This window comes from Pseudophaeobacter sp. A-200-2, assembly GCF_041008815.1.
Taxonomy (GTDB): Bacteria; Pseudomonadota; Alphaproteobacteria; order Rhodobacterales; family Rhodobacteraceae; genus Phycobacter; species Phycobacter gallaeciensis_A.
Window position 1 is genome coordinate 54,614 of sequence record NZ_JAXGFU010000006.1, and the last position, 12,129, is coordinate 66,742.

The 12,129-nt window shown below is 56.8% G+C and carries 9 protein-coding genes, 1 tRNA gene and 1 pseudogene; 1 reads left to right on the forward strand and 10 read right to left on the reverse strand.

Annotated elements, in window-relative coordinates; translation table 11 throughout:
* Positions 1-16: 16 nt before the first annotated feature.
* From SM766_RS10500 to SM766_RS10515, 4 genes and pseudogenes are all read right to left on the reverse strand, one after another.
* Positions 17-343 (reverse strand): annotated as a pseudogene (locus tag SM766_RS10500) (acyl-CoA dehydrogenase family protein); the annotation flags it as partial.
* A 555-nt stretch (positions 344-898) separates the two neighbouring features.
* A complete protein-coding gene (locus tag SM766_RS10505) occupies positions 899-1,432 on the reverse strand; it encodes an ATP-binding protein (RefSeq protein ID WP_368947743.1) in 534 nt (177 codons plus the stop codon).
* Positions 1,429-2,967: a GNAT family N-acetyltransferase gene (locus tag SM766_RS10510; RefSeq protein WP_368947744.1), complete on the reverse strand. Its 1,539-nt coding sequence runs from the start codon at positions 2,965-2,967 to the stop codon at positions 1,429-1,431. The genes SM766_RS10505 and SM766_RS10510 overlap by 4 nt, the downstream gene beginning before the upstream one ends.
* Positions 2,942-3,733 (reverse strand): helix-turn-helix domain-containing protein, encoded by a 792-nt coding sequence (locus tag SM766_RS10515; protein ID WP_368947745.1) that lies wholly within the window; start codon positions 3,731-3,733, stop codon positions 2,942-2,944. The genes SM766_RS10510 and SM766_RS10515 overlap by 26 nt, the downstream gene beginning before the upstream one ends.
* A gap of 281 nt (positions 3,734-4,014) precedes the next feature.
* Between SM766_RS10515 and SM766_RS10520 the strand changes: the two genes are divergently transcribed.
* Positions 4,015-5,073, forward strand: coding sequence for a hypothetical protein (locus tag SM766_RS10520; RefSeq protein ID WP_368947746.1), 1,059 nt, complete (start codon positions 4,015-4,017; stop codon positions 5,071-5,073).
* Between the two features lie 865 nt (positions 5,074-5,938).
* Here SM766_RS10520 and SM766_RS10525 read toward each other — a convergent pair.
* From SM766_RS10525 to SM766_RS10550, 6 genes are all read right to left on the reverse strand, one after another.
* Positions 5,939-7,627, reverse strand: a complete 1,689-nt coding sequence (locus tag SM766_RS10525; RefSeq protein WP_368947747.1) for a YfjI family protein — start codon at positions 7,625-7,627, stop codon at positions 5,939-5,941.
* A complete protein-coding gene (locus tag SM766_RS10530; protein ID WP_368947748.1) occupies positions 7,627-8,613 on the reverse strand; it encodes a DUF7146 domain-containing protein in 987 nt (328 codons plus the stop codon). Before SM766_RS10530 ends, SM766_RS10525 begins: the two co-directional genes overlap by 1 nt.
* A gap of 127 nt (positions 8,614-8,740) precedes the next feature.
* Positions 8,741-9,439: a hypothetical protein gene (locus tag SM766_RS10535; RefSeq protein WP_368947749.1), complete on the reverse strand. Its 699-nt coding sequence runs from the start codon at positions 9,437-9,439 to the stop codon at positions 8,741-8,743.
* Between the two features lie 200 nt (positions 9,440-9,639).
* Entirely contained in the window at positions 9,640-9,888 is a 249-nt protein-coding gene (locus SM766_RS10540; protein ID WP_368947750.1) for a helix-turn-helix transcriptional regulator, read from the reverse strand.
* A 562-nt stretch (positions 9,889-10,450) separates the two neighbouring features.
* A complete protein-coding gene (locus tag SM766_RS10545) occupies positions 10,451-11,689 on the reverse strand; it encodes a tyrosine-type recombinase/integrase (protein WP_368947751.1) in 1,239 nt (412 codons plus the stop codon).
* Positions 11,690-11,854: 165 nt separating this feature from the next.
* Positions 11,855-11,944 (reverse strand) — tRNA-Ser (locus tag SM766_RS10550).
* Between the last annotated feature and the right edge of the window lie 185 nt (positions 11,945-12,129).

Here is a 12,129-nt window from a genome sequence, read left to right on the forward strand (position 1 = left end):
TTTCCTTCCCTGCCGCTTACATGCGGTCTTTTGCGGCCTTCACGATGTTGCGGGCAATGATGATCTGCTGGATCTGGCTGGTGCCTTCGTAAATGCGCAGCAGCCGCGCGTCACGGTACAGTCTTTCGATGGCGTATTCGGCCATATAGCCGACCCCGCCATGCACCTGCACCGCGCGGTCTGCAACCCGGCCCGCCATTTCGGTGCAGAAATATTTGGCACAAGAGGCTTCCAGCGCCGCAGCCCCGGTTGCGTCATACGTGCGCGCCGCATCCCGGACCAGCGCGCGGGCGGCGGCCAGCTCGGCCTGACTTTCGGCCAACAGCCCCTGCACCAGCTGATGTTCGCAAGTCTGAAGACCTTCTCGGCGCCAAACCTTTCATCAAAAATACAATATGTCTCCCTTTAGGGATCCGAAGATGCGGAGACACGATGGCTTCCTTCAGATTGAACCTCTGCGGGCAGACAGGGTTAGATCAATCTGGCGAGACCTGCCCGAACAGCTATATAAAGCAGCTAAAGACCAACTTCCGAAAGAATAGTAGCAAAACGACCGGTCCAGATTCCCCACGATTTCGCACATGCCGAAGCCGTTGCTTCACGTCGTGTCCAAGCGTGAACCTGTTAGCGGTATGCTGGCGGGTAGGCTTCCCTAATCGCCGTTTCCCATGATTTCTTGGGTAATGGCGGAGACGAAGGGAGTCTAACCGACTAAGCAATAGGCGTTATTTTTATGAAAAAATCCACCTTATCACTGGACGAAAATGGCTTCGGTATGCCAATCAGTATACCATCTTGCGGAAAAAGGGTGATGCAAGGCAGCTACACTCCCTGCGGGTCGACAAGAACAGATTACGTCAATTATTACTGGATATACGAGTCATTAGTCTGGAAGCTACTACTTCAGATATTCAAGCAGTGCATTCATGTCCTCATGAGTCACGCCAACAAATTTGATGCCTAGTTCAGTCGCTATCGTTTTTGCCCGCATGCGTGATCGCTCTTGATGCTCAAACACAACATCTGCCGAGTACACAGGCCGCTTCCGCTCTTTGTCGCCAGCGCGATTTTTCACGATGGTGGCTGGATCGGCATCTAGGTGCACCATCAGATTAACACCCAAACACTCGAACACTTCGGTTGGGATATCGCAGATGCCTTCAGCGGTATCAATGATGACGTGACCGTCCATGATAACAAGCTTCTCGGCTGGGTCTCGTTCTTGCTTAAAGCCTTGGACCAAAAGGCGCTGGTTTTCATCCAAGTTCGATATCCGTATACTATCCCTGTCAGCTTGAGGAGTTTCACGTGCTTTTGAAATAAGGCTACCCCCCGTCAAATGCTGAAACGGGATGCGCCCCCTTAGTCTGCGCAGAAAAGTGGTCTTACCCACACCGGAAATACCAGTGAAAGCGATGATTTCTTGCGTCATATTGCAAACTCCAGATTTGCCCTGTCCACCAGTGCGGTCAGAAGGTCACGCCGCAACTCGTAAATCGATTGCTGAGGATGTCCATTAACAACACCCATCGTTCTTAGCTCTGCGAGAGAGACAGATGGATCGATATATGACACCAATAGATAGTTGATGACCTTTACCGGTCGCGCATTTGATGCGGACCAGGCGTCCAGCTCTTCTTCACTGTACACCGACCTGCCACCAGTCAACTGCATCAAGTCCTTTGTCGACCGTGCCAGCGTCACGCTTTCCAAGACACCAAGTGTGGTCAAAGCTTGCGAAGGCGGCTCTTTCGATACTCCTTTATAAAAGAATAGCAAGGAGCCCGGCGGACCAAGATTAGATGCCGCGCGGCAGAGGTAGACCTTGCGTATTGTATTTCCTGGCCGTGTCGGAACGTTCGCCCGCGATGCGTCGGCAAACAAATCAGGCTGTCTAGGATTCCATAGATCAGGATATAGGGTGTCGTGGTATCCCTCGATTATGGGAATACCAAATCCGCGTGTATCATCGGCGAGCAGAAAACGAGGGTAGTTCCTTCGGGCAAGGTCAAAATCTGGCACACCGTCGACTCGCGCGAGTGAGTTCGGTGAGAATGACCGCTCATAGATAAACTCTCCCTTATTGTTTTCCCCTGCGTTTACAAAGCCATAATACTCCAAGAGTTCCATCAGGGACGCTTGGTCTTCGTACGTTGTTAGATATGCCAAATCATACCCGTTCGTCTGCGCATACCACAGCACTTGCTTTAGCAAGAGTTCTCCGAGCTTCACACCACGACTCTCTGGTGCGACCTTGAACGTACAGACCTTCAGGATTTTTTGAGCAGGCGAAACAGCATCCGTATCACCCGCCGTTTCGTTTTTCCGAACGATCAAGCCCGCAAGGTTGCCGTCGTCATATACCACCCAGCAGGACCGATGTTGTTTTACGCACTTCTCCCGCCACCAATCGTCAAACTCTGGGTAACCATCCCGCAGACTGTCAAAAAAGCCATCTCGGTGATCAATTTCATGCGCTTCGACCTCGGCGACATGCCGGATCGGCACGGCCTTCGGCTCATAAGTTTGAACGAGAAGCTCGGTTGCGTCTCCAACGAAGAGCACCCGGCGACCAAGCTCCGCCGAGCGTTTTTGAGCGCGCTGGTGCAGGCCTTTGTCCTGCGTGACAAGAAAGTCGGTCGCCCCACTTTCTAAAGAATGCAACAACGTAGCATCGACAACATCGTTGGGCTTCTTGAGCGGACCGAAGGAGGTGTCGAGTTCCTCAGCCGAGAGACCTCGGCGCCCCTTCAGAACACGGTATTTCGCAATCTTGCTCAGAGAAATTTGCCGACGCTCGGGGTCTTTATCTCTCGCTATGTCGTCCTTCGCGGCTTCATGAACATAAATGTCAACTTTGTGCGACAAAGCCAGATTGAGAAATCTAGCATACGCGGCTTCGACCTTATGGTAATCTTCCAGCCCGATAAGGATATTCGTATCAATGAGATACGATTGCTGGCTCATTTTTGAGGGCCTTTCGAAGGTCACGCTTAGCGTACAAGAAAGATTGAGGGGGCTCGAAACCAAACTTCTCCCGAAGTTCGCTCAACGGCAGGGGGCGCGAGAAGGTTTTTACGTCATCGAACACCAACGCAAAGCCATGCTCGAGACCGTCAAAATATTTTTCGAATTTATCGCGCGCAATGAAAGCAGTACTCTCAAACTCAGCCCAAATCTGTTCCACTGGGAGCTTTAGCACGTCTCGGATTGCCGCGGTGCCAACCATGGCCTTAACTGGCGAGGTGGAATAAATGTAGGCGAGTGTACCGTTCGGCGCGGACACAGGAAAACGGCGACGCAGCTCGACCGTTTTCCTGCCTTCCAGAATTTTCTCCGTGTAGACCGGTTTAATGGAGAGCACGACATCCCGTTGCGGCTTGAACGGCTCATCCCCAAGGAGCGGTAGAACTAACTGGTCATCATGTCCCTGCTCAACATCGAATGCTTCGCAGAGCTTCATCGACAAGGGAGCGTCTGTCGGAAAATGGGCATTTAACCGCAAGGATGCACCAAGGGCCTCGACATATCTTTGGACAGTGCTCAAATAGACTTCACCGCCCTGCTCAATCTTTGAGACGGCAGCTTGTTGAACGTTCATGCGCTGCGCTATCTGGCCTTGGGTGAACCCGGCCAGCAGTCGCAGTCGCCGCAACTCCGGCCCCACCATCGGGGATTTTTCACCCGATGTGACCGCCTTTGCCTCGACTATCCTGCCGGTCAACTTGCCCATGTTCGCCCCTCTCTTTTCCCTTCTACTTACAAGGCTATTATATTCCTCGCAAGGAATATCGGTGCACACTATCCACGTGTATTTGGACGTCTCGCGTGACAATCGCCCAACAAATCGAGCAATTTCTAGCGTAAGCTTGCCCAGGGCAAGCGACACACTCTCCCCGTAAGGACCTGCGAAGGAAGCAAAAGACTCTGGCAACCATTGACTTTGGAAACGGCAGCGCGCCATCTAGTTGAGCCAGGGCAGAACCCACCACCTTTTCGAGCATTGGGAAGTAGATGGCCGAACGAACACTAAGTGAAAAAGAACTTTGCAAAGTCGATATCAACGACCCTTTCTTCGATAGCCTAAAGGACGCATACGAAGGGTTTGACGTATGGTTCAAATCAAAGGCAGCAGAAACTGCATTCCTTTTGGAGGATACCAAATCAGGATCCATCGAAGGAATGCTCTATTTGAAAACCGAGAATGGTCCGATAGCAGACGTGACGCCACAGCTAGGAGCTGGTAAATGGCTGAAAGTAGGGACTCTAAAAATAAATGCAGCCGGTACAAAAGCCGGAGAGCGAGTAATAAAGAAGGCGTTCGACCGCGCCATATCTGAAGACTGCGTTGGCATTTACGTGACTGTGTTTGCTGTTCACACGACACTTATCGCGCTTCTCGAGCGATACGGATTTGTTCTCCACGGCTCAAAAACAACCCCTAGCGGGGTAGAGAACGTATACACCAAAGACTTGACTGCGGACTTAGCCGATTTACGAAAAAACTACCCACGATTCTCTGTTGCAGGGCGTAGATACTGGCTGCTTGCCGTATACCCTGAGCACCACACAAAACTCCTGCCGGATTCTAAGCTAATTACAGATCCGGTAGATATAGTGAAAGATGTATCCCACTCCAACACAATAGAAAAAATTTATGTTGGAAAGCTCGCGCTAACCCGCATCGCTCCAGGTGATCTAGTTGTAATTTATCGAACCAGCGACCAAAAAGGGCCCGCGTATTATCGGTCTGTGGCAACGTCTTTGTGCGTCGCTATTGAAAGCAAAAAGAGGAAGGACTTCCTGTCAGAAGCCGACTTCAAGGAATACTGCAGAAAGCACAGTGTTTTTGATGACGCCGAACTGCAGACGTTGTACCGGGCCAGTGCGAGAATCTCCACCGTACGTTTGCTTTACAACGCCGCATTTAATCGACGCCTAATCCGAAAAAGGCTGCTAGAGGAAGTCGGAATATCGGAGCAGCCGAGGTGGGACTTGCGGGAACTTAATGAAAATCAAATTTGGGAGATTCTGGACCTAGCGGAAATTGATAAAGGCCTAATCATTGACTGACCATAGACCGGCAATAAGCACGCTCTCTGGGGTAGGGGCTAGATTCGAACTAATAACGGCAGCTAAGTGTCGACCTCCATCTCTATCTTCTGATTGGTGCGGCTGAAGCCTGCGCTTAGCAATGCTTCGTGTAGCCTACACTTTTGCCACACCGGAGTTCCGCAATGCAGAACTTCGGTGCGTGTTAGATATATTCAGACTGTTTCACTCGGGTCTATGCCGGGAGGCAGCGACCCCGTGGCTCACAATAGGGCCAGTAGGGACCCAAAGACATTGGGGGGCTTTCCCTACTGGGGGCCTCCAGCGGATGCCGTGAAGAATGAAGGTTTCGGGCACCGCTCGGCGCTGGGCGGCAGGAATGTTTCACGGTCGGAAGGAGGCGGAATTTCCGCTAAAGTGTGTAGAAGCTCGCCCCAATAGCGTGCGTTCTGAGGTCCACAATTAAATGGCGAGCTGTAGAAGGCACCCACAGAAAGCTGTTTGCAGAAGTGCAGCGAGTGCAGCAGCAGGTGAGCAAATCTCTTTGAGGGCGCTTTTTGGGATTTGCCCTTATTTTCATGACACTCTCAAATAATCACACATGAAATGTATGCTTACTATCTATCTTTTATAGGGAGAGTATCCACAGTTTTTTGGGGTATCCCCGCTACTGAAAACAAATGCCTACCCACTTCTGCACTCGCTGCATTTCTGTAAAATCTCCCCATAAGTCTGGTTCAGCCCGGTCGCGTTGTCAGTCACGGAAAGCCCGCGGCCCTCATTGTTTCACGGCGCAGCGCCCAGCGCCGCAGGCAGAGTGTCATGCGGACAAAGAAAAGGGGCCACCCGAAGTCAGCCCCGATTGTTAGCCTCAATGTCCGCCCGGTCAGTTCGGGCCAGTGATGCGATAGGCGAGTCTTGGTTTGCTGCCGTTCACCTCGCTTCCCGGTTCCAACTTGGTCAGCCATCCCAGCTTTGCCAGCTCGGACATGACCTCCTTCACCTTGGCTGCGGAGCGTAGGCAGTTGGGGCCATACGTGACCACGTCGCGCGGTGTCAGGTACTCCCGGTCCATGCCGTTCCGCTCTGCGGTCTCGGGCCAGCTTTCCAGCATCCACTTGCGCAGCGCCTCGGTCTCTTGCTCCTTCTGGCTGATAACTGCCGCACCGGTCAGGCGCAGAGCCTCAGCCATGTAGAAGCCGGCGATGATGATAGCGTCATGCATGGTCTCCGGGGCCACCATGCGGGCGTTCAGGTCATCTACCAGAGTCAGCACCCCGGCAATGCGGCAAGCCTGTTCGGCAATCTTGGATGCAGCGCCGGTCACGTCTGCAAGAGGTCCGCCGGGGGCCTGCGCGTGCTCAACCTTTTGCGCGAATTCGCCCAGCGCGAGACGGGCGTCACCAGACAGGCGCAGGCGGTTGGGTTTCAAATTCTGCCCCTGTGTTTTCGCATGGTCGCCCCAAGCTGGCATGACTGCATCCAGAGCACCCTTGATGCGCTGTTCCCAGCGTGCAATCGCCTGCTTTTGCCAGCTCTCGGCCTCTGGTGCTTTCTGCCCGATATGCACCCGACGCTTGCCGATGTTCGATGCGGGTTCGCAAAGCAGCATCCTTGGCAGAAAGCCCTGACCGACAGCCAACGGGTCGGAGACAAGGCCCTGCGCAATAACGGGCTGCACCATGAGGTGCATGGATAGCCGCCGGTCGCGCAGAGTGGATGTGCCGTCGCCGGCGCGGGTCCGCTTGATTGCCGCGCCATCCCAAAGCTTGGAGAACGCAGTGAGAGTCTTTTGTGCGTTATCCCGGTTCATGGCGTGTCCTCCCAGAAACTGACCGCCTTCATCGCTCAGGAGGCCAAGGCTAGGGTTGCCCGCCTCGTAAAGCTTGGTCAGGCCCTCGAAGGTCGGTTCCGTAATCACCCGGTCAGGCAGCAGCGGCGCGCAGGGTGCATCGCCCAGCTCTTCAAGAGCCTCTGTCCCCGCCTCGCCGCTGCGGATGGACGACCGCGCCCCGTTTTCCTGCTGCTTCCGGGCCTCGGTCGCGATGCGATACTTCTTCATGGCCTCCCGGTAAGCCCTCTCCTGTTCGCGCTCGTGCTTTTCGACGGCCTGAGCAAGCATTTTGTCCACGGTGGATTTGCGCTCACCGGATCGGGCGATGGTCAACACGAAAAGACTCGTAGGCGCGGTTCCGTGGAGCAGCTCCACGTCACCATGGCCCTGTACCGCTAGGGAGGCGATAGACAGCGCGGAGCCAGCGGCAATGGCAACGGGTGCCTGCGTTTGGTCAGCAACCGCCATTACCACGTCTTTCAGCGGGCCCAGTGCTTCGCATGGAAACTCCAGCGCGGGCATTGCCTTGCGGTATACCTCATCCGGCTCCGTTGCTTTCTCTGCCTCGATGTCAAAGGCGCTGGGCCCGTTTCCTGCGGGGGCTGCCGTGAAAGATGCAAGCGTCGGGCTAACCGCTGCTGCCTGCGGTGTGTTGGCAGTGTCCTGGCTCAATTCTGCGCCGACCCCCACCAGGTGCTCATCAACCGCATCCCAGTCAATGTTCCCGAGACCAATATCCATTAGGCGGCCCCCTTCTTAATCATCTGCCCGGCGCTACGGCGCAGTTCGTCGTTCCAGTCTCCCCCCTTGCGAGGCGGTTTGATGCGTCCGACCCTCCAGCCGAGTCCGACAGCGCGCTGGCCCAATGCGCTGGCAGCCTTTGCGCCCGCTTCATCCGGGTCTGGTGCTGGCAGGAGATGGTTGCTCCATGCGCCCGCCCGTACCGGCTCCGGCAGCAGGAGGCCGCGCATATTGGAGCTGGAGAGGGCGGCAATCACGCTCACCCGGCGGCCCTCGGCCTGCATCAGTTCCAGGATAGAAAGCCCGGTCTCGATTCCTTCGCTCACTACCATTGGCGCACCGAATTCAAAGTGCAGCATGGTCCCCGCGCCGCGCGTCTGGCCCAGCATCAGCTTGGACTGCGCGGTGGACAGCTTGCGCCAGCCGCCATTACCATCCGGTTCAAGAAAGGTCCGGTGTAGCCCGGTCAAATCCCTGCCTCCTTCAATCCTCACAGCAGAAATCATGGCAGGAAGGCGCTGCCCGCTCGGTCCGTGGAAGGCATTGGGCGAAAATCGGATAGATTCAGGTGGGGGCACGGTGATGCCGCGGCCGCGCAGATATGCTTCACTTGGGCTGCCTTGGGCGGGGAGGGCCTGCGTCCAGATGTTTCGCGCCATTTCGCGCTTGCGGCAAGCTTGCGCTTCTTCCTCCTTTCGACGCTGAGCAATGGCTTCATCGCTCAGGGCAGGCCAGCCGCGCCCGTCGCCGTCACCTGCTGCAAGGCCCCGGTCTTGAAGTGCAGGCAAGATTTCAGACAGGAAGTCACAGCCATTTCCGCAGGTACACAGCAGGCGGCCGTCGCTGGCGTTGCTGATGCTTAGGGCCGGCGTGCGAGTGTTCTGGTGGCTGGGGCAGAAGGTCACGCCATAGCTACCATACCAACGTCCGCCCAGCGCCTCGCAGATTGTGCGCGCGTCTGCGTCATGTTCGTTAAATTTGCTCATTGGTTCGTTCCGGTATTGGTGCCTGCGGCGCGATGGCCTTGAAGAATAGAGGCGGTTAGATTTGCGAGGGGCTGGAGGAAGGAGGCAGCCGCAGCTGCCCCCTCGTAGATGAAGTGCAAGAGGTCGGTCATGCCTTGCCCCTCCGCTTGTCCTGGCACTTGCCTTTCGGGCATTTCTGCACCGGGCGTTTGGCCCCGCCGTCGCGCAGGTCCAGATTGCCATTCTTCCCCTCGCGCTCGCGCTTGGTGCGGGCGTTTTTCGCGTGCATCTCGCGCCCGATGTGGATTGACCGCGCGTCAGGTGAGCGGTCGCGCCTCGAAGGGCGCAGCTCGTTAGGGTCGGAGATGTAGCCAGAGCGCACAAAGGGCAGCGCCGCCTCGGCTTTGGTAATGGGCTTGCCGCTCGGCTTGCTGGCATCTGCCAGTTCGATGCTCAGTTGTGCCTGCACCGGATCGCCATACATCTTGCCGCTCAGATGCCAATCCTCGCCCAGCGCATAGCCGGTAATCTGTGACCAACCGCGCGACGCAGCCGGGTCGGGCACCCGATGAATCACGTTGTGGACAGGCACGCCCTTTTCGCGCAGCTTCCGTACCGCGTCGGACAGGTTCCCCCGCTCACCCCGAATTTTGACAGCCGCGCCATACTTTCGCCCTGTAATGAGTTTCAGGAAGGCTTGCCTGACTGTGCCCATGAAGGTCAGCCGACGGCCATCTGCGCAGATGAAGTCGGCATTCATGTCGCCGTCAATCTCGGCGGCTACCTGTTCGACCGGCGGTAAAGTCAGTCGCGCAGGGTTGGGTGCATCCACAAGCCAGTCAGGCATGCGGGTTTCATTGTGCGGCACTGGTTTCGCGATGCGTTTCTCGTCAGATTTAGACATGTGTTGTCCTTCGATTGAGGCCGCCAATCGAAAAACCGGGGTTGTTTTCGGGGTAAAGTCAGGCTACCTGCCTTCCAGCTACAGAATGCAGGCTGCACCGCAGCTTCTTCCTCCGCCCTCGGCTTCCGTGTGGCGGAGTTTCTTTATGCTGCGGTGGGTTCGATGTACTCGATGCCTGCCGCTTGCAGGTCGGAGATGTGCCAGCGCTTCTGGCCTAGCACGATGCGCGGTCTGGGGAAGCCGCCTTGCCGCACCTTGCGGCGGATAGTGGAATGATGCAGCCCTGTAATCCGGGCGACGTCTACGGCGCTGAAATAATGCTGCTGAGGGCCGCTCTTGCGAGTCCGGCGGGCGTTGTCTGTTCGGTCGGCAGTGGTGGTGTCGATGCTCATGGGTTCACTACTTCGTCATGGTGTGTTTCTCCTGTGCGGGCACCTGCCCTTGTCATCGGAATTGTGGTTCGGTCGTTCGTCGGGTTCTGGCGCGCTCTAATCCATGATCCTGCTCCTTCTCGTTGCGGGACTGCTGAGATAGGGCGGCACCCCCGATGGGTACAAGTGCACAGAAGGGTGCACACCCGCTCATCGCTCCCTCGGAGAATCCTCCCCCTCGTTGTTTCACGGCAACCCGGCGCGACCAACGCCTTGCGAATAAGGGGCTTCAGCATCCAGACGCACGAAACCGGTATGCGACACTTCGCCACACTTATTCACGTAAGAACTGACTGGCTTTTTCTTTTCCTCTGTGTATTTGCGCTGGGCGGGATGTGGTTGCGGAGCGGAAGGAGGCGGATGGATACCGGGTGGTGCTGCGGCTTCCACGGCAGCCGGGCGCTGCTCCCATGGTCGCCTCTGCCGCCCTGTTATCGCTGCCAATATGACGGAGAAAAACCCCGGCGCGCGGTGCGTCAGGGCATCCGCCGGATGCCGTGAATAATGAAGGTTCCGGGTTTGGTCAGGTCCGGCGGCTGCCCAGCGCCACCACGTTGGACTTGCCTGCTGCGTCGGTGCAATGGTCCGCCCATGCCTCCATGACAGCGCGGCGGCGGTCCAGCAGGTCGCCCCGCGCGTATGCCTGCTCAACCGTGCTGCCAATCTTGTGCGCAAGGCACATCTCGGCCACTTCGCGCTCGATTCCGCTGTCTTGGCACCATGTCCGCAGGCTCGTGCGGAAACCATGAGGCACCGCATCTTTGACGTCCATACGGTCGCGCACCATGACCAGCAAAGCCATATCGCTCAGCGGCCGCTGCTCGCCGTTCTTGCCGCGCGTCGGGCTGGGGAAAACCAGCTCTGCCCCGTGGCCGCGCACCGATTCCAGAATCACTGCCGCAGCGTCGGATAGGGGCACCCGGAATTCCTCGCCGCCCTTCATATTCTCAGCCCGCACAATCGCCATGGGGCCTTCCTCGTGATCAAGATGGATGTCCTGCCAGCACAAGGAGCGCGCGCTGTTGCTGCGCAAGCCGGTCAGGATGACGAACTGCAGGCAGCGGGCAGCCATGGCCTTGCGACCAGCAAGGAGTGTGATGAAGGTCGGCACATCCCGCCAGTTCATGGCCGCGTGGTGCTTCGCCTTCCCCTTCACCAGCCCGCGCGGGTATGCCTTTGATGCCGGGCAGTTCTCTGTGTACAGGTCGGCGCTGATGGCGTCCGCAAAGATGAGTTTCAATTGTGACAAGCAGCGCCGGGCGGTCTCACGCTTGCCCGCTGCAATCAGCGGCTCAATGATGTCCTGCACATCGGTGCTGCGCACGTCCGCCACCGGCCTCTTGTGAATGCCCGCCATATGCAGCCGCACATTGGAGAGCCAATTTGCCTCGTGCTTGTCGCTGCGCCACTCTTTGTGCGCTTTCTGCTTTTCATAGGTCGTCATCGCGCAGTCGTGGAAGGTCGTCACCGCCCGCACCGCTTGGGCTTTCGCCTCCTGCCGCTCCGCAACCACATCCCGCCCAGCGCGCAGAGCTGACTTGATCCGCAGAGCCTCGGCCCGCGCTTCCTCTAGAGTCACCTCGGTCAGGCTGCCGGCCCCGATGTTCTGGCGCTTACCGTCCACCATAGCGCGCACCACCCACGACTTGCCGCCAGCCGGGCTGCACTTAAGGTAGAGGCCACCGCCGAAAGCTAGGGTCACCGGCTTATCGACCTTTACAGTCTCCGCGCCTCTTTGCGTCTTGGCGTATTTGTTTCCCACGTCCTACCCTCCACTTGCCGCATTCCAAGCCTACCGTGAACCGGTATGCCAATCGGTATGCCACTTTGTAGAGATGTCAAAACCAGCGGGGCAAGGCTGCTTGCAGAAAAGCCCCTATTTTTCTGGGGCTTCTGCACCATCATGCGCGCCTGTGAAATGGTGTAATGGCGGAGACGAAGGGATTCGAACCCTCGAGACCCTTCCGGGCCTACTCCCTTAGCAGGGGAGCGCCTTCGACCACTCGGCCACGTCTCCGTCGACGCGTATAGCCCAGCAACTATCGGATATACAAGGGCATTCTTGAAACGACGGGCATTTTCTTGGAAAATCCAAGAACCCCTTGAAAACGCTGTTTTTCATGGCTTCTCCCCGCCCACGGTTGAGACGCCAGTCAGGAAAGGTGCACAGAAAACGCCCGCCAGGGGTCCTGACGGGCGCTG